Here is a 19,072-nt window from a genome sequence, read left to right on the forward strand (position 1 = left end):
GTCAGACCCCGGAGGCAACCCGGCCTGCATCCCCGAACGGGTCATCACGGTGCCGCACCGCCTGCCGGAACCCGTGCTCGACGGCATCGGCGACGAACGCATGCCCTTCGGGCGTGTGCCGGGCGATGCCGTCGAACACCGTGCTGACCATCCGGCTGGTCGCAACACCCTGCTGCAGCAGCGAGGTGTTGCACGCCAGCTTCGCCATGATCAGCTGGTTGACGGGCATCGCCGCAATACGCGCGACGAGCCGCTCGGTGCGGTCATCCAGGTCCTCGGGTTCGGGCGCCTCGACCGCCAGCCCCCACTCGGCGGCCTGCGCGCCGGTGATGCAATCGCCGGTGAACAGCAGACGTTTCGCGCGCTGGTCACCCAGGCGGTGCGCCCACAACCCACCCGCGGGCACACCCCATACCCGCATCGGCGGGTAGCCGATCTTGGCGTCGGACGCCGCGATCACCTGATCGGCGTGCAACGCGATGTCGGTGCCCCCGGCCACGCAGTAGCCGTGGATCTTCACGACGGTCGGTTTGTCGCAGTGCATGAGGCTGGAGAAGCCGCGGACGAACCGGCTCATCATCTGGTAGTCGATCATCGGATCCCAGGGCTGGTTCGGCAGGTGGTTGACCGCCTGCGTCTTGCCGTCCAGCACCGTGCCCTGATGCTCCGCGCCACCGGCGGCCCCGGTGCCGTCGGCGTAGGCGCTCAGATCGAAACCCGCACAGAAGCCTTCGCCGCGGCCGGACACCAGGATCACGTGCACGTTCGGGTCGAGATCAGCGCGTTCGACACACGCGGCGAGCTCCAGCGGTGTGTCCGCGACGATCGAGTTGCCCTTCTCCGGACGGTTGAACGTGATCCGGGCGACCCGGTCGGCGACCTCGTAGGTCATGGTCTTCAGATTGTCGAAATCCACCAGCTCACCTTCCCGCGACAAGACGTAAAACTGTCGAAAGCAGGCATTTTGCGACAGTTTTATGTCTTCTCGGCAGTTGAAATCAGCCCTTGACCAGGGCGCGTTCGATGATGGGTGCGAGGTCGAGGCCGGTCGGCAGTGTGCCGAACGCGCCGCCCCACTGGCGGTCGAGGCGGCTGACGAGGAACGCCTCGGCCACCGCGGGGTGCCCGTGGCGCACCAGCAGCGCGCCCTGCAGCGCCAGCGAAATGTCCTCGGCCACTTTGCGTCCGCGGTATTCGAGGGTCTGCGGATCGGTGAGCTGCGCCTTGAGCGCGTTGACGTGGGCGTCCAGGCGGGCGTCCTGTGCCTGCGGCTGCGCCAACTCGTCGAACAGCACCTCGATGCACTCGGGCTTGGTGGCCATGGCGCGCAAGGTGTCCAGGGCGCTGACGTTGCCCGAGCCTTCCCAGATGCCCATCAGCGGCGCCTCGCGGTAAAGGCGCGGCATGCCGGATTCCTCGGCATAGCCGTTGCCGCCGAAGCACTCCATGGCCTCCGCGGCGTGCGGCGTCGCGCGCTTGCACACCCAGTACTTGGCCGCGGCCAGACCGATTCGGCGGAACAGGCTTTCGCGTTCGTCACCCCGCACCGCGCGGTCGGTGGCACCGGCCATGCGCATCGCCAGGATCGTGGCGGCCTCGGCCTCGACGGCCATGTCGGCGAGCACGTTGCGCATCAGCGGCTGGTCGATCAGGTAGGCACCGAACGCCTTGCGGTGCTGCGCATGGTGCACGGCCTGCGTCAGGCCGGTGCGCATGCTGGTGGCGCTGCCGAGCGTGCAGTCGAGGCGGGTGAGGTTGACCATCTCGATGATGGTCGGCACGCCGCGGCCCTCCTCGCCCACGAGCCACACCGTCGCACCGTCGTACTCGATCTCACTCGAGGCGTTGGCGTGGTTGCCGAGCTTGTCCTTGAGCCGCTGGATGAACATCCGGTTGCGGGTGCCGTCGGGCAGGACGCGGGGCAGGAAGAAGCAGGACAGGCCGCCGGGCGCCTGCGCCAGCACCAGGAACATGTCGCCCATCGGTGCGGAGGTGAACCACTTGTGACCGCGCAGCGAGTAGGTGCCGTCGCCGTTGGGGGTGGCCTGCGTGGTGCCGGCGCGCACGTCGGAGCCGCCCTGTTTCTCGGTCATCGACATGCCCGCGGTGATACCCGCCTTGGTGGCAGGCACTTTCAGCTCGGGGTCGTACACCCGGCTGGTCAGCAGCGGTTCATAGATCTTGGAGAGTTCGGGGTTGAACCGCAACGCCGGGACGACGGCGTAGGTCATCGAGATCGGGCAGACGTGACCGGGCTCGGGCGTCCAGGCCGACATCTTCGCCGCGCGGACGACGTGGGCGCCGGGACGATCGTCGGCCCAGGGTGCGCCGTGCAGGCCGTGCGTCACGGCGGCGTTCATCAGCTGGTGGTAGGCCGGGTCGTACTCGACCTCGTCGACGCGGTGCCCGTAGCGATCGTGCGTGTGCAGGATCGGGACGTTGCGGTCCGCCAGCTCACCCCAGCGCTGCGCGACCCGGCTGCCGCCGAGCGCGCCGACCTCGTGAACCTCGTCGACGCCCCACTCCCCGCCTTCGCGGATCAGCGCCTCGGCGAGCGCCGGGAAGGTGGCGGCGTTGTAGTTCTCGAGTGGCGGAACCTGGTTCGTGACGACATGCGTATCACCCATGCCCCCACTATTACACTTTTCCGACAACCGCACAAGAACTGTATATATCCCCTAGTGGCGCACCACGACTTCGGTGGCGCGATCGCCGCGGTGCACGAAGTACCCCAGCGTCACGATGACGAACCAGATGGCACCCACCAGGATCGCGGTCCGTCCGTCGTCGGTGAAGAACAGCAGCACGACGACGAGCGCGAGGAACCCGAGCGCGAGGAACGTCGTGTACGGCGCCCCCGGCAGCCGGTAGTCCGACGCCGGCAACACGCCGGCGGCCACGCGCCGGCGATAGATGAAGTGCGACACCAGGATCGAGCCCCACACGAAGATGATGCCGATGGTCGACACCGAGGTGATGTAGGCGAACGCCTTGTCCGGCGACAGGTAGTTCACCAGGACGCCGACGCCCATGGTGAGGGCCGAGAAGCAGATCGCGAGCATCGGCACGTGCCGGCTGCTCAGCGCCTGCAGTCCGGCGGGCGCGTCGCCGCGCTGGGCGAGGCTGCGCACCATGCGTCCCGTCGAATAGATACCCGAGTTGCACGACGACAGCGCCGCCGTCAGCAGGATGAAGTTCACGATGCCCGCGGCGGCGGGGATGTTCAGGTACTGGAACACCGCGACGAACGGGCTGTGGCCGGCGTGGTAGTTCCGCCAACCCTGCACCGACAGGATCACGAGCAGCGCGCCGACGTAGAACAGGCCGATGCGGAAGGGCAGCGTGTTGATGGCCTTGCGCAGCGTCACCTTCGGGTTCTCGGCCTCGCCCGCGGTGACACCAACGAGCTCGACACCGACGTAAGCGAACACCACGATCTGCAGGCTCAGCAACGCCGAGCTGAAGCCCGTCGGGAAGAACCCGCCGTCGTTCCACAGGTTGCTCACGCTGGGGCCGGTGGCCGGGCCGAAACCGGCGATCGGCAGCAGCACCCCGATGCCGATGATGATCATGCCGATGATCGCGGTCACCTTGATCATCGAGAACCAGAACTCGGCCTCACCGAAGATCTTCACCGAGATCAGGTTCGCCACGAACAACACCAGCAGGACGACGAGCGCCGTCATCCACTGCGGGATGTCGTGCCCCCACGGCCAGTACTGCACGTACTTGCCGGCCACGGTGATCTCGGCCATGCACGTCGTGGCCCACACCGCCCAGTACGTCCAGCCGTTCGCGAACCCGGCGAACCGGCCCATGAACTCCTCGGCATACTCCGAGATGCTGCCCGAGACCGGGCGGTACACCAGCAGCTCGCCGAGCGCGCGCATGATGACGAACACCGCGAGGCCTGCCAACAGGTAGGCCAGGATCAGCGCCGGACCGGCCTTCTCGATGGCGCCGCCCGCCCCGTAGAACAGGCCGGTACCGATGGCCCCGCCGATCGCGATCATCTGCACGGTTCTGGCCGACAGACCGCGCTCGTAACCGGCGTCGGGTGTCTCTGCTACCTCAGTGTTGGCGTCTCGCACCCGAGGTGTCTATCACAATTGCGGTGCCGACTAAACGTTCTCGCGGAGGAACGCGATGTCGTCCTTGCGGCCGTCCTCGGACGTCTCGCAGATGACGGGAGCGTCCGCGGCACGCACCACCGCTGCCAGCAACTGTGGGTCGATCTGACCCATGCCGAAGTTGGCGTGCCGGTCGGCCCCCGAGCCGGCGGCGTCGCGGGAGTCGTTGCAGTGCACCAGATCGATGCGGCCGGTGATGGACTTGATGCGCTCGACGGCGTCGACCAGCGCCTCCCCTGCCGCCCAGGCATGGCAGGTGTCCAGACAGAAGCCGATGCCCTTGTCGCCGATGCGGTCCCACAGCCGGGCGATGGTGTCGAAGTGCCGGGCCATGGCGTGATCGCCGCCGGCGGTGTTCTCGAGGTACACCGGCATGTCGGTCTTGAGGGCGTCGAGCGCCTTCACCCAGCGCTCGAAGCCGGCGTCCATGTCGTTGTCGTCGGCGTGGCCGCCGTGCACGATCACGGCCGTCGCGCCGATCTCGGACGCGGCGTCGCACGTGTCCTGGAGGATCTTGCGCGACGGGATGCGGACCTTGTTGTTGGCCGACGCGACGTTGATCAGGTACGGCGCGTGGACGTACAACGGCACCGACGACGCCCGCAGGATCTCGGCGTCCTCGCGGGGCGCGGGCTTCTTCCAGCTCTGCGGGTTGCCGAGGAAGAACTGCACCACATCGGCGCCGTCGGCGGCCGCCGCGGCGAGAGGGTCGGTGTTGTCGACGTGCGAACCAATCAGCATGGCGCCCAGCCTAGTTGGCCGCGGCGGTGAATCAGCTCGCCTGCCGAGACCCGTCTACCGCGGGACCCTGTCGAGCATGCCGTTCACGATGGCAGTCGCCGCACCCGCCGGATCGGGCGAACACACCAGATTGTCGACGACGACACGGTTCCTGGCCGCCATGGTCCGCGTGCATTGGGTGTTGGCCCCCACCACCGCGGACTGCATCGACAACGTGTCTCCGGTGGCCTGCAGCGCACGCGTGTGTTGGGTACCGGACTGACCGGCGACCGTCAGCCCGACGTCGATGTCGGCGCACTGCTGCCAGACGGCCTGCTGCGCGGCGATCCAGGCATGCGCCGCAGCGGGATCGGGGAACCCGACAACGCCCTCACTCACCTGCACCATCGGCGATGCGGTGCTGAGGTAGTTGACGTAGTAGACGCCGGTCTGCCCGCTGCCGTCGAGTGCCGCATGGAGGCCGTTGGAGGTGACGACACTGCACTGCGGCGGGGTGAACGTGATGCTCAAACCGACGCCCGGGTGCCGCCACGTCGCGGTCTTGACCAGGGAGGGGTCGTTCATCATGCGCCGGAGATCGTCCACAGGCAGGACGACGATCTGCAGGTCCGCGCCGGGAGGCGGTGCCGTGACCGCGCTGGTGGTCGCCGACGGAACAGACTGGGGCGCGCCGGTGGGGTTACCACCGACCGATGTACTGCACGACGTCAACAGCGTGACCGTGGCACTGACCGCTAAAACCATTGGTGCGCAATGCTTTACCGAAAGATTCGTCATGCCGGCACCTTCCCGGCAATGAGATTGGCCACCGCCGCGGCGTTGGCTCCGACCGCCGCGGGGTCACCGCCACACACCGTCACGTCGACGACGACGTTGCTGCGGAAGGTGATGCCGCGACCACAGGTCCCGCCGGGCTCGGGCGGCGCTGTGCGGTTGTTGACCAGAGTCTGCACACCACCCGTCACAGCCGGGGTACCGATCGCATACGTGGCCGGCGGCACCGTCTTGACCTGAACCGACTTGCCCGCGCAGCCCTGCCAGCCCTTGACGGTCGCCGTGACCTGGTCCTGGGCGTCCTCGGCGTTTTCGTAGAGGATCGCCGAGGCGATGGCCGAGAAGCCGGCCGAACCGTCGGCCGGCGCATAGTCCTGCGTGCGCACCAGTACGACGGGGCTCTCCGCGTAAGGCTGGATGGCCGCATCAGCGACCGCCCCCACACACGTCATGTCGGAGACGTAATCGTCAGGCAGCAGCGACAGCGAATCGTGGCTTTCGCTGACCCCGAGATTCGGCACATTGACCGCCGCACTGATCTGATTCGGTTCGGCCATCACGCTTTTGAGCTGGTCCATCTGCACCAACGGTCCGGGTGGCGGTGGCGGCGGTGATGGCGGTGGCGGCGCGCTCGTGGTCGCCGGCGCGCTCGATGCCGACGTCGATGTCGTCGTCTGTGGGCTGCTGTTGCTGTCCGAGCCGCACCCCGCGGTCGGCGCCACCAGAAGGACAGCAGCCATGAACAATTGCAGTCGCAAGATAGTCCCCTCCCCCGGGGACAGTCTCGCACGGATACGTAAACGTCCCCGACACTTTGCAGTGTCGGGGACGTTCACGTGCTCGCGGGAAAGCCTCCCCGCGTGACCAGCTAGCGGTAGTCGCTGTAGCCGTAGTCATCCAGCGGCACGGCAGCACCAGTGGCCTGACCGAAGTCCGGGCTGTAGTACTGATCCTCGTAGGACGGGATCGTGTACGCCGCAGCGCGGGCTTCCTCGGTCGGCTGGACCTGGATGTTGCGGTACCGGTTGATGCCCGTACCAGCCGGGATCAACTTACCGATGATCACGTTCTCCTTCAGACCCTGCAGCTTGTCGCTACGGCAGTTGATGGCCGCATCGGTCAGCACGCGCGTGGTCTCCTGGAACGACGCCGCCGACAGCCACGAGTCCGTGGCCAGCGATGCCTTCGTGATACCCATCAGCACCGGACGTCCGGCCGCGGGCTCGCCACCCTCGGCCACGACGCGACGGTTCTCGGTCTCGAACTCGCTGCGCTCGGTCAGCGAACCGGGCAGGAACTCCGTCGAGCCCGAGTCGATGATCGTCACGCGACGCAGCATCTGGCGAACGATGACCTCGATGTGCTTGTCGTGGATCGACACACCCTGTGCGCGGTAGACCTCCTGGACCTCCTTGACGAGGTGAATCTGCACCTCGCGGGGGCCCTGGACGCGGAGCACCTCGTGGGGGTTCGCCGAACCCTCCATGAGCTGCTGGCCGACCTCGACGTGGTCACCATCGGCCAGCAGGCGCTCGGTGCCGTCGTCGTGCTTGAAGACGCGCAGGCGACGGTTACGACGCGGCAGCTTGTCGTAGACGACTTCCTCGCCACCATCGTCGGGAACGATGGTGATCTTGTAGAACTTGTCGTCCTCTTCCAGCTGCACCCGGCCGGCCACGTCGGCGATCGGAGCGACGTTGCGGGGCACGCGGGCCTCGAACAGCTCCTGGACGCGCGGCAGACCACCGACGATGTCGGCGCCACCGGTAACACCACCCTGGTGGAAGGTACGCATCGTCAGCTGGGTACCGGGCTCACCGATGGACTGGGCGGCGACGATACCGACGGCCTCGCCGATGTCGACCAGCTTGCCGGTGGCCATCGAGCGGCCGTAGCACTTGGCGCAGACGCCGGTGCCGGTGGCACAGGTCAGCACCGAGCGCACCTTGACCGTCGAGATACCCGCGGCCAGCAGGGCCTCGATCGCCGGGTCACCGAGATCGTGGCCGCGCTCGACGACGACGTTGCCGTTCGCGTCGACCGCATCGGTGGCCAGGGTCCGCGCGTAGGCGGACGTCTCGACGTGGGCGTCGCGCACCAGCGAACCGTCGGCCTGAACCTCGGCCAGGGTGACGATGACGCCGCGCTCGGTCTCGCAGTCGGTCTCACGGACGATGACGTCCTGCGACACGTCGACCAGACGACGGGTCAGGTAGCCCGAGTCGGCGGTACGCAGAGCGGTGTCGGCCAGACCCTTACGAGCACCGTGGGTGTTGATGAAGTACTCCAACACCGTCAGGCCCTCGCGGAAGGACGACTTGATGGGCCGCGGGATGAACTCACCCTTCGGGTTCGTCACCAGACCCTTCATGCCGGCCAGGGTGCGGGTCTGGGTGAGGTTACCCGTGGCGCCCGACTTCACGATCGTGATGATCGGGTTGTCCGCCGGGTAGTAGTCCTCCAGAGCCTTACCGACCTCTTCGGTGGCCTGCTGCCAGATCTTGACCAGCGACTCGTTGCGCTCGTCGTGGTTCAGGCCACCGCGCTGGTACTTCTTCTCGATCGCGTCGGCCTGGCCCTCGTAGCGCTCCAGGATCTCCTGCTTCTGCGGCGGCACCAGAACGTCGGCCATGGAGACCGTCACGCCCGAGCGGGTCGCCCAGTGGAAACCGGCGTCCTTCAGCTTGTCGACGGTCTGCGCCACGACGATCATCGGGTAGCGCTCGGCGAGATCGTTGATGATCGCCGCCTGGACCTTCTTGTGCATCTGCTTGTCGACGAACGGGTAGCCCTTGGGCAGCAGCTCGTTGAAGAGCACGCGACCCAGGGTGGTCTCCGCGGTCCACGCGTCGCCCGGCTTCCAGCCGTTCTCGAACAGCTGCGCCTCGATCTCGGCCGGCGGACGCAGGTGCGTCAGGCGGACCTTGATCTTCGCGCGCACCGACAGCGCACCGCGGTCCATGGCCATGATGGCCTCGGCCGGGCTGCTGTAGACGCCCTGCTCCGCGCTGTCCTTGGTGGCCGCGACGAACTCGCCGAGGTCACCGTCGATCTGCGTGGTCAGGAAGAACAGACCGGTCACCATGTCCAGACGCGGCATGGCGAGCGGGCGGCCCGACGCCGGCGACAGGATGTTGTTCGACGACAGCATCAGGATGCGTGCCTCGGCCTGCGCCTCCGCCGACAGCGGGAGGTGCACGGCCATCTGGTCACCGTCGAAGTCGGCGTTGAACGCCTCACACACCAGCGGGTGCAGCTGGATGGCCTTGCCTTCCACCAGCTGCGGCTCGAAGGCCTGGATACCCAGGCGGTGCAGCGTAGGTGCACGGTTCAGCAGCACCGGGTGCTCGGCGATGACCTCTTCGAGGACATCCCACACCTGGGGACGCTGACGCTCGACCATGCGCTTGGCGCTCTTGATGTTCTGCGCGTGGTTCAGGTCGACCAGACGCTTCATCACGAACGGCTTGAACAGCTCGAGGGCCATCAGCTTCGGCAGACCACACTGGTGCAGCTTGAGCTGCGGGCCGACCACGATGACCGAACGGCCCGAGTAGTCGACGCGCTTACCCAGCAGGTTCTGACGGAAGCGGCCCTGCTTGCCCTTGAGCAGGTCGGACAGCGACTTGAGCGGACGGTTGCCCGGACCGGTGACCGGCCGGCCACGACGGCCGTTGTCGAACAGCGCGTCCACAGACTCCTGCAGCATGCGCTTCTCGTTGTTGACGATGATCTCGGGCGCACCGAGGTCGATCAGTCGCTTCAACCGGTTGTTGCGGTTGATGACGCGGCGGTACAGGTCGTTCAGGTCGGAGGTCGCGAAGCGGCCACCGTCCAGCTGAACCATCGGGCGCAGCTCCGGCGGGATCACCGGAACGGCGTCGAGCACCATGCCCATGGGCGAGTTGCCGGACTGCTGGAACGCGGCGACGACCTTCAGACGCTTGAGGGCGCGCAGCTTCTTCTGGCCCTTGCCGTTCTTGATGGTGTCGCGCAGCGACTCGGCCTCGGCGTCGATGTCGAAGGTCTCGATGAGCTTCTTGATCGACTCGGCACCCATGGCACCGGTGAAGTACTCGCCGTAGCGGTCCTGCAGCTCGCGGTACAGCACCTCGTCCACGATGAGCTGCTTCGGGGCCAGCTTGGTGAAGGTGGTCCAGATTTCGTCGAGCCGGTCCAGCTCACGCTGGGCCCGGTCGCGGAGCTGACGCATCTCGCGCTCGCCACCGTCGCGCACCTTGCGGCGGACGTCGGACTTGGCGCCTTCCTTCTCCAGCTCGGCCAGGTCCTGCTCGAGCTTCTGCGCGCGCTCGGCCAGGTCCAGATCGCGCTGATCCTCGACGGCCTTCTTCTCGACGACCATCTCGGCCTCGAGCGTCGACAGCTCGTTGTGCCGCATCTCGGTGTCGACCGAGGTGATGACGTAGGCCGCGAAGTAGATGATCTTTTCCAGATCCTTCGGGGCCAGGTCCAGCAGGTAGCCCAAGCGCGACGGAACGCCCTTGAAGTACCAGATGTGGGTGACCGGCGCGGCCAGCTCGATGTGGCCCATGCGCTCACGACGCACCTTGGCGCGAGTCACCTCGACGCCACAGCGCTCGCAGACGATGCCCTTGAAGCGGACGCGCTTGTACTTACCGCAGTAGCACTCCCAGTCGCGAGTCGGTCCGAAGATCTTCTCGCAGAACAGGCCGTCCTTTTCCGGCTTGAGCGTGCGGTAGTTGATGGTCTCCGGCTTCTTGACCTCGCCGTACGACCAATTACGGATGTCTTCCGCGGTGGCCAGGCCGATGCGGAGTTCATCGAAGAAGTTGACGTCTAGCACGTAACTCCCTTTCCCCTTGCGGGTGTATGAATCAGAAAAAGCTGACTACGGGCGGACGGTTTAGGCGAGGTCCTCGACGGACGCGGACTCGTTGCGCGACAGGTTGATACCCAGGTTCGCGGCGGTGCGCTCCAGGTCCTCGTCGTCGCTGTCGCGCATCTCGATCGCGGCACCGTCCGAAGACAGCACCTCGACGTTGAGGCACAGCGACTGGAGTTCCTTGAGCAGAACCTTGAACGACTCCGGGATACCCGGCTCGGGGATGTTCTCGCCCTTGACGATCGCCTCGTAGACCTTCACGCGACCGACGGTGTCGTCGGACTTGATGGTCAGCAGCTCCTGCAGCGTGTACGCCGCACCGTAGGCCTGCATGGCCCAGCACTCCATCTCACCGAACCGCTGGCCACCGAACTGCGCCTTACCACCGAGCGGCTGCTGGGTGATCATCGAGTACGGACCGGTCGAACGCGCGTGAATCTTGTCGTCCACCAGGTGGTGCAGCTTCAGGATGTACATGTAGCCGACCGTGACCGGGTACGGGAACGGCTCGCCGGAACGACCGTCGAACAGCGTGGCCTTGCCGTCGGCGTTGACCATGACGTCGCCGTCGCGGTTCGGCAGCGTCGAGCCCAGCAGGCCCTGCAGCTCGTTCTCGCGGGCACCGTCGAACACCGGGGTGGCGACGATGCTGTCGCGCGGCGCGCTGTGCATGCCCTCGGGCAGGTTCGCCGCCCACTCGGGCTCGCCCTCGATGTTCCAGCCGGCCTTGGCGACCCACCCGAGGTGGGTTTCCAGGATCTGGCCGATGTTCATACGACGCGGCACACCGTGCGTGTTCAGGATGATGTCCACCGGGGTGCCGTCAGGCATGAACGGCATGTCCTCGATCGGCAGGATCTTGCCGATGACGCCCTTGTTGCCGTGGCGGCCGGCGAGCTTGTCACCGTCGGAGATCTTGCGCTTCTGGGCCACGTAGACGCGGACCAGCTCGTTGACACCGGCGGGCAGATCGTCGTCGTCCTCGCGCGAGAACACGCGGACGCCGATGACCTTGCCGGACTCACCGTGCGGCACCTTCAGCGAGGTGTCGCGGACCTCACGGGCCTTCTCACCGAAGATGGCACGCAACAGGCGCTCTTCCGGCGTCAGCTCGGTCTCACCCTTCGGGGTGACCTTGCCGACCAGGATGTCGCCGTCGCGGACCTCGGCGCCGATGCGGACGATGCCGCGCTCGTCGAGGTCAGCCAGCACCTCGTCGGAGACGTTCGGGATGTCCCGGGTGATCTCCTCGGCGCCCAGCTTGGTGTCGCGGGCATCGATCTCGTGCTCCTCGATGTGGATGGACGTCAGAACGTCCTGCTCCACCAGGCGCTGCGAGAGGATGATGGCGTCCTCGTAGTTGTGGCCTTCCCACGGCATGACTGCCACGAGCAGGTTCTTACCGAGGGCCATTTCACCGTTCTCGGTGCAGGGGCCGTCGGCGATGACCTGACCGGCCTCGACACGCTGACCCGAGTCCACGATCGGGCGCTGGTTGGCGCACGTGCCGTGGTTCGAGCGGTTGAACTTGCGCATCCGGTAGGTGTGCCGCGAGCCGTCGTCAGCCATGACGGTGACGTAGTCGGCGGACACCTCTTCGATGACACCCGACTTGTCGGCGACGACGACGTCACCGGCGTCGATGGCGGCACGCAGCTCCATGCCGGTACCGACCAGCGGGGCCTCGCTGCGCACCAGCGGAACCGCCTGACGCTGCATGTTCGCACCCATCAGGGCGCGGTTGGCGTCGTCGTGCTCCAGGAACGGGATCATCGCGGTCGCGACCGACACCATCTGGCGCGGCGAGACGTCCATGTAGTCGACGTCGTTCGCCGAGACGAACTCGACCTCGCCGCCCTTACGACGGACGAGGATCTTCTCCTCGGCGAAGTGGCCGTTCGCGTCCAGCGGCGAGTTGGCCTGCGCCACGACGTGGCGGTCCTCCTCGTCGGCGGTCAGGTAGTCGATCTGATCGGTGACGACACCGTCGACGACCTTGCGGTACGGGGTCTCGATGAAGCCGAACGGGTTCACCCGCGCGTACACCGACAGCGAGCCGATCAGACCGATGTTCGGGCCTTCAGGGGTCTCGATCGGGCACATGCGGCCGTAGTGCGACGAGTGGACGTCGCGGACCTCGAGGCCGGCGCGCTCACGGGACAGACCACCGGGGCCCAGCGCCGACAGACGACGCTTGTGGGTCAGACCCGACAGCGGGTTGTTCTGGTCCATGAACTGCGACAGCTGCGACGTGCCGAAGAACTCCTTGATCGCCGCCACGACGGGACGGATGTTGATCAGGGTCTGCGGGGTGATCGCCTCGACGTCCTGCGTGGTCATGCGCTCGCGGACGACGCGCTCCATACGCGACAGGCCGACCCGGATCTGGTTCTGGATCAGCTCGCCCACGGTGCGCAGACGACGGTTGCCGAAGTGGTCGATGTCGTCGACCTCGACGGGGACCTCGACGCCGCCGGGGGCGGTCATGGTCTTGTCACCGTCGTGCAGGCGCACCAGGTACTCGATGGTGGCGACGATGTCCTCTTCGGTCAGCGTCGTCGCGGTCACCTGGGCCGGGTTGCCGTCGTGCAGGCCCAGCTTCTTGTTGACCTTGTACCGGCCCACGCGAGCCAGGTCGTAGCGCTTCTCCTTGAAGAACAGGTTCTCCAGCAGGGTCTGCGCCGACTCCTTGGTCGGCGGCTCGCCCGGGCGCAGCTTCCGGTAGATGTCCAGCAGGGCCTCGTCGGGCCCGGCGGTCGGGTCCTTCTCGAGGGTGCCCATCATGATCTCGGAGAAGCCGAAGCGCTCACGGATCTGCTCGTTGGTCCAGCCGAGTGCCTTCAGCAGCACGGTGACGGGCTGGCGGCGCTTGCGGTCGATGCGGACACCGACGGTGTCGCGCTTGTCGACGTCGAACTCCAGCCAGGCGCCACGGCCCGGGATGACCTTGACGCTGTGCAGCGTCTTCTCGGTGGCCTTGTCGATGGACTCGTCGAAGTACACACCGGGCGAACGGACGAGCTGCGACACGACGACGCGCTCGGTGCCGTTGATGATGAAGGTGCCCTTTTCGGTCATCATCGGGAAGTCACCCATGAAGACCGTCTGGCTCTTGATCTCGCCGGTGGTGTTGTTGATGAACTCAGCCGTGACGAACAGCGGGGCTGCGTACGTCTGGTCCTTTTCCTTGCACTCGTCGACCGGAGCCTTGACCTCGTCGAAGCGCGGGTCGGAGAAGCTCAGCGACAGGGTGCCGGCGAAGTCCTCGATCGGCGACAGCTCGGCGAGGACTTCTTCGAGGCCACCGACCGGATTGATGTCACCGCGGTCGACTGCCTTCGAGCGCCAGCGGTCCGAGCCGATCAGCCACTCGAAGGAATCCGTCTGCACATCGAGCAGGCCCGGAACCTCAAGTGGTTCGCGCAGCTTGGCGAACGAGACTCGGTTCGGCGCTCCTGGGACGGAGTTGTTGGAATCTACTGACTTGCTCTCGCGAGAGACTGCCAAGATGCGTCCTTCCAGCACCTGATGCGACCATTCCGGTGCCGGTCGAAACCGGTCCGAATTGCCGCTCTATCTGCGTCGGTCCGGCTGGCGTTCTCACAGTCCGGGCCTTACAGGACACAGGGCACGCGTCTAGATCACTGAGCAAGACTCAGGCTAGAAGGTGTCAGGTGCGGGTGAGGTGGGCAGGATGCAGCCAGCGCAACGTCCAACATTAGCGTAGGACGGCGCATTCCTCAACCACGGCATGTTTGGAGAGAGTTCTAACGGATAACGCTGGCTGGCGTCTGAACCCATCAACACAACTCTCGAATACATGCTGCCCAACAGATTGGCCCGTTTGCGGGCGTCAGTCAAGACTTGCCACGGTGTTTGGTGTGGAGTTTTGCCGGCAGCTGGCGAACCGGGGCGCTCTCATCGTGACGCAGCGCGCGCCGAGGCGCCACCCGCACGCCGTTCCCGACAGACGCGCCGTGACCAAGATCACCGGCCGTCTGCCCTCTCGCCACGCCTCAGCCGTGCCCGCAGCGCCCGCCCGCCGACACAAATCGCGCCCGGGCTGGTTCAGCCCGGGCGCGATTTTCGGCGTTCTGCGGATCAGGCCCGCGGAATCTGGGCGGTCACCGGGTCGTCGTTGGCGCCACTCTTGTTGAGGTCCTCGAGGATGGCGGCCTGCGCGGCGGGCGGCAGGGTGTGCAGGATCGAGCGCACCCGGGCCTGACGACGGGCGACGGCCTGGCGGACCGGCATACCCGGGGTGACGGCGATCTGCGGCGGCACGCCCTCGATCTCCTCGACACCACCATCGGAGTGACCGGCATCGATCGCGGCCTGCTCGGCGGCGGCGGTGGCGGCGTCCTTCTCCTCCGACATACCGATCGGGCCGATACGACGGCCATTGAGGAACTGCTTGACCGCCGGCTCCTCACTGGTCAGCAACACCTCGCGGGGGCCGAACATGACCAGGTGCTTGCGGTAGAGCATGCCGATGTTGTCCGGCACCGTACGCACGATGTTGATGTTGTGGGTAACGATCAGGACCGTGGCGTCGATCTGGGCGTTGATGTCGATCAGCAGCTGCGACAGGTAGGCGGTACGGACCGGGTCCAGACCGGAGTCCGGCTCGTCGACCAGAATGATCTTGGGGTCGAGCACCAGGGCGCGGGCCAGACCGGCACGCTTGCGCATACCACCGGAGATTTCGCCCGGGAACTTGTGACCGTCGTTGGGCATACCCACGACGTCCAGCTTCTCCATGACGATCTTGCGGATCTCGGACTCGGACTTCTTGGTGTGCTCGCGCAGCGGGAAGGCCGTGTTGTCGTAGATGTTCATCGAGCCGAACAGCGCGCCGTCCTGGAACAGCACACCGAACAGGGTGCGGATCTCGTAGAGCTCCTTGGCCGAGCACTCGATGATGTTGGTGCCGTCGATGACGATCGAGCCGCGCTCGGGGCGCAGCAGGCCGATCAGGGACTTCAGGAACACCGACTTACCGGTACCGGACGGGCCCAGCATGACGCTGACCTCACCGGCGGGAATGGTCAAGGTGACGTCTTCCCAAATCTTCGACGACCCAAAGGACTTGCTCAGTCCCGTTACGTCGATTTGAACGCCCACGTGAGATCCCTTCCGCCAGCGCTCGCGCGCCATTTGCTGCCCTGCCTGTGGCTTGAGTCACTGTAGCGCATCGATCGCGGCCTGTTGCACCTTGTTCCAACTATCGGACGGCCCGCCACAAAGTCACCCCGATGGGCGCGGAGCCAACTACTGCATCGTCCCCCGGATGGTCCGAAATGCCCCGATTTATATCCCCTGAAAAGCGAAATCCCCCGGAGTCCACAAGGGACTCCGGGGGAAAACGTCAGTTCTGGCGAACTTACTTGACGGACACCGAAGCGCCGGCGGCCTCGAGCTTGGCCTTGGCGTCCTCGGCGGCCTCCTTCGAGACCTTCTCCAGCAGCGGCTTGGGGGCGCCGTCGACCAGGTCCTTGGCTTCCTTCAGGCCCAGGCCGGAAACGATCTCGCGGACGACCTTGATGACGCCGATCTTCTTGTCGCCGGCACCCTCGAGGATGACGTCGAACTCGGACTGCTCTTCGCCGGCCTCAGCGGCAGCGCCACCGGCGGCGGGGGCGGCGGCAACGGCGACCGGAGCGGCGGCGGTGACGTCGAAGGTCTCCTCGAACTGCTTCACGAACTCCGAGAGCTCCAGCAGGGTCATTTCCTTGAACGCGTCGAGCAGTTCTTCGGTGGACAGCTTGGCCATGTGAATGGTCCTTCCTTGTTTCTGTGTTTTGTTGGTCTAGTGCGCGGTTGGACAGCCGGCACTGAGGCTTCTAGGAAGCCTTCTTGTCCTGCAGAGCGGCCGCCAAGCGAGCGATCTGAGACGCGGGCGCAGCGAACAGCGCGGCGGTCTGAGACTGCTTTGCCTTCATGGCGCCGGCCAGCTTGGACAGCAGCACTTCGCGCGACTCGAGGTCGGCGATCTTCTCGACCTGGGCCACGGACAGCGCAGCGCCATCCATGTAGCCGCCCTTGATGACGAGCTGCTTGTGATCCTTCGCGAACTTCTTGATTGCCTTCGCGGCATCGACCGGCTCGCCGGTGATGAACGCGATGGCGGTCGGACCTGCGAACAGGTCGTCGAGGCCCTCGACTCCGGCCTCCGAAGCGGCGCGCTTGACCAGGGTGTTCTTGGCGACCGTGTAGGTCGTCGCGGCACCGAGGGAACGACGCAGCTCGGCGAGATCGGCAACCGTCAGACCGCGGTACTCGGTCACGACAGTGGCCGTCGAGGCCTTGAACTGTTCGGCAATGTCAGCGACCGCAGTGGCTTTGTCAGCCTTGGCCATACATGCCTCCTTGTGGTGTATTCATCGGCCCACTGGAGACTGCCGGGGATTCGGCCCGGAAACGCAGAGCGCCCCGACACAGAAAGGTCGGGGCGCGCAGAATGAAAAACTCTGAAAACCTCGTCCTCCTGCGTGGGCCGCCAGGCGTTGCCTGGACCTTCAACCAATTACTTGGTGACCGACGGTCTTCGGTGGAACTGCACAAGAGTAGCCGATCGCCTGCCGATCAGCCAAAACGGCGGTGCCGGGGGCTCAACGGTCTAGGGCTGCCCGCGGCGCACCGCATCCGGTGCCGGCAGCCGCCAGTGCCGGCCCTGCTCGAGGTCGAAGCTCATGGGTTCGTAGCGCAGCATGCCCGTGCCCGGGTACGGGGTGTACTCGCCGAACCACACGTCGCCGTCCACGGCGTAGAGGTCGACGCGGATGAAATCCCAGTCGGCGCCGAGGACGCTCGCGATCTCCAGCATCTTGTCCAGTTCGACGGGCCGTTCCTCGGGGGCGACCGGGTGAATACGCCACCGCACGGGCAGCTGACGCCAGTCGGCGTCCAGGAAGGTGGTGGTCTGCTTCTCGGCGAACCGGCCCCGGTTCACCTGGATCAGCTCGACGCGGCCGTCGAAGACGAAGAACTTGTAGTCGACGGGCGCTTCGCCGTCCGGGGTCGGGATGCGTTCCTCGAGCAGCAACAAGGGGCGCGCTTTGCTGTAGCCCCACTCGCCGAGCTCCAGGGGCGTTTCCTGGAACCAGCTCCTGGTCTGGTCCCGCAGGCGGGCCAGATCCAGCTGCGGGTCGGGGCCGAACAGCGCCTGGCCACTGCTGGCATTGGGCTTGAGCACCCAGGGCGGCAGCGACGCCAGGTCCGGTGCGTCGCGCAGGTCGGTACCGGACCAGTACGTGGCGGGAATCCGGAGATCGGCGCCGGGATACGCCGCGCGCGCCATCTCCTTCATCCACATCTTGTCGCAGGCCCTGACGATCCGGTCCCGCCGATCGTGGAAGATGCGCCAGTTCACCTTCTCGTTGAAGGTCTCGGGCTCGTCGAAGTTGCCCCGCCTGCGGATCATCAAGAGATAGAGGACGTGCCGCAGGAACCGGACCGGGATCAGCGCGAGCATCCGGCGCCGGACGGACATGAGCCACGCCGGCGTCGCGATGTATGTGAGCAGCGGCGGCACGGGTTCAGGCCTCGCTGGTGAGGTAACCGCCGCGGCGGAAGAACTCCGCTCCCCCGTGCTCCACCCCGTCGGCCGTGCGGAGCCGCGTGATGACCAGGCCGAGGTTGCCGCCGCGGTGGGCGTGCGTGCCGCACACCACCGCGCCGCCGCCCTCCTGCACGATCACGCGGCCCGGGGTGCCGCCATAGCGGATTTCGGACACCTTGGACTCGAGCACCTCGATCCGCTCACCGCGGTAGAAGGTGAACGCGCGCGGGTAGGGGTCCGACAGCGCGCGGACGAGCCGCTCGAGATCCTCGGCCGGCCAGCTCCAGTCGATGAGGCTGTCGCGCTCGGAGCGCTTGTGGAAGTAGGTCCGCTCGGCCTTGTCCTGCGGACGCCACTGTGCGGTGCCGGCTTCCAGCGCGGTCAGCGCCTCGTCCAGCGCGCCGGGGATCAGGTCGATGCCACGCATCACCAGTTCGGTGCCGGTGTCGTCGGGCCCGATGGACAGCGAGCGCTGGACCAGGATGTCACCGGCGTCGAGCTCGGCGTTCATGCGGTGAATGGTCAGGCCGATGTGCGATTCACCGCTGATCAGCGACCAGATGACCGGGGAGAAACCGGTGCCCTTCGGCAGCAGGGAGTCGTGCAGGTTCAGGGTGCCGTACGGCGGCAGGTCGTAGAGCTCGTCCGTCATCCGCGTGTACCAGCTGTTGACGACGATGACGTCGGGTTCGGAGCGCTTGACCAGGTCGATGGTCTCGTGGTCGGCGCGCATGGTCAGGTGGACCGGGATGTCGTGTGCCTGGGCGAGTTCCTCGACGGAGTCCGAGAAGATCGCCTTGTACGACTCCGTGCTGGTCGGGTGCGTGACGACCATCGGCACGTCGTGTCCCAGATCGATCAGCGCCTGCAGCGTCTTGACCCCCCACGTCTGGAAACCGAAGAAGACGACGCGCATGCCAATACCTCACTAAGTCAGATTCTGCTGGCGTGTGAAGAGTTGTTCACCCACCGTTAAACAAGATCAACTTAGCTAAGTCTTGC

Annotated in this window: 13 protein-coding genes; all 13 read right to left on the reverse strand. The window is 66.2% G+C overall.

Translation table 11 applies throughout. The features are described 5' to 3' along the window. Window position 1 precedes the first annotated feature (1 nt). The 13 genes from VXD91_RS30115 to VXD91_RS30175 all read right to left on the reverse strand — a co-directional run bounded on the left by VXD91_RS30115 (window position 2) and on the right by VXD91_RS30175 (window position 18,986). Window positions 2-916 (reverse strand): crotonase/enoyl-CoA hydratase family protein, encoded by a 915-nt coding sequence (locus VXD91_RS30115; RefSeq protein ID WP_346417101.1) that lies wholly within the window; start codon window positions 914-916, stop codon window positions 2-4. An 82-nt stretch (window positions 917-998) separates the two neighbouring features. After that, window positions 999-2,627: an acyl-CoA dehydrogenase family protein gene (locus tag VXD91_RS30120; protein ID WP_346417102.1), complete on the reverse strand. Its 1,629-nt coding sequence runs from the start codon at window positions 2,625-2,627 to the stop codon at window positions 999-1,001. Window positions 2,628-2,678: 51 nt separating this feature from the next. Further along, on the reverse strand, window positions 2,679-4,091 hold the full coding sequence (locus VXD91_RS30125; RefSeq protein ID WP_346417103.1) for an amino acid permease: 1,413 nt from the start codon (window positions 4,089-4,091) through the stop codon (window positions 2,679-2,681). A gap of 30 nt (window positions 4,092-4,121) precedes the next feature. Continuing rightward, window positions 4,122-4,871, reverse strand: a complete 750-nt coding sequence (locus tag VXD91_RS30130) for a deoxyribonuclease IV (RefSeq protein WP_346417104.1) — start codon at window positions 4,869-4,871, stop codon at window positions 4,122-4,124. Between the two features lie 54 nt (window positions 4,872-4,925). Continuing rightward, complete coding sequence (locus VXD91_RS30135; protein ID WP_346417105.1) at window positions 4,926-5,648, reverse strand: sensor domain-containing protein; 723 nt, start codon at window positions 5,646-5,648, stop codon at window positions 4,926-4,928. After that, window positions 5,645-6,385 carry a sensor domain-containing protein gene (locus VXD91_RS30140; RefSeq protein ID WP_346417106.1) on the reverse strand — a complete coding sequence of 247 codons (741 nt, stop codon included), beginning with the start codon at window positions 6,383-6,385 and terminating at the stop codon, window positions 5,645-5,647. The genes VXD91_RS30135 and VXD91_RS30140 overlap by 4 nt, the downstream gene beginning before the upstream one ends. Before the next feature lie 128 nt (window positions 6,386-6,513). Continuing rightward, on the reverse strand, window positions 6,514-10,470 hold the full coding sequence (locus VXD91_RS30145; protein WP_135356864.1) for a DNA-directed RNA polymerase subunit beta': 3,957 nt from the start codon (window positions 10,468-10,470) through the stop codon (window positions 6,514-6,516). Between the two features lie 60 nt (window positions 10,471-10,530). Next, window positions 10,531-14,034 carry a DNA-directed RNA polymerase subunit beta gene (locus VXD91_RS30150; RefSeq protein WP_318985752.1) on the reverse strand — a complete coding sequence of 1,168 codons (3,504 nt, stop codon included), beginning with the start codon at window positions 14,032-14,034 and terminating at the stop codon, window positions 10,531-10,533. A gap of 576 nt (window positions 14,035-14,610) precedes the next feature. Further along, a complete protein-coding gene (locus tag VXD91_RS30155) occupies window positions 14,611-15,633 on the reverse strand; it encodes an ATP-binding cassette domain-containing protein (RefSeq protein ID WP_212806940.1) in 1,023 nt (340 codons plus the stop codon). 259 nt (window positions 15,634-15,892) lie between these two features. Then, window positions 15,893-16,282, reverse strand: coding sequence for a 50S ribosomal protein L7/L12 (gene rplL, locus VXD91_RS30160; RefSeq protein ID WP_212806941.1), 390 nt, complete (start codon window positions 16,280-16,282; stop codon window positions 15,893-15,895). A 70-nt stretch (window positions 16,283-16,352) separates the two neighbouring features. Further along, complete coding sequence (gene rplJ, locus VXD91_RS30165) at window positions 16,353-16,868, reverse strand: 50S ribosomal protein L10 (RefSeq protein ID WP_212806942.1); 516 nt, start codon at window positions 16,866-16,868, stop codon at window positions 16,353-16,355. Window positions 16,869-17,128: 260 nt separating this feature from the next. After that, window positions 17,129-18,043, reverse strand: a complete 915-nt coding sequence (locus tag VXD91_RS30170) for an ATP-grasp fold amidoligase family protein (RefSeq protein ID WP_318985751.1) — start codon at window positions 18,041-18,043, stop codon at window positions 17,129-17,131. Window positions 18,044-18,047: 4 nt separating this feature from the next. Next, entirely contained in the window at window positions 18,048-18,986 is a 939-nt protein-coding gene (locus VXD91_RS30175; protein WP_346417107.1) for a methionyl-tRNA formyltransferase, read from the reverse strand. Between the last annotated feature and the right edge of the window lie 86 nt (window positions 18,987-19,072).

Origin of the sequence: Mycobacterium sp. SM3041 (assembly GCF_039668335.1) — a bacterium.
Taxonomy (GTDB): Bacteria; Actinomycetota; Actinomycetes; order Mycobacteriales; family Mycobacteriaceae; genus Mycobacterium.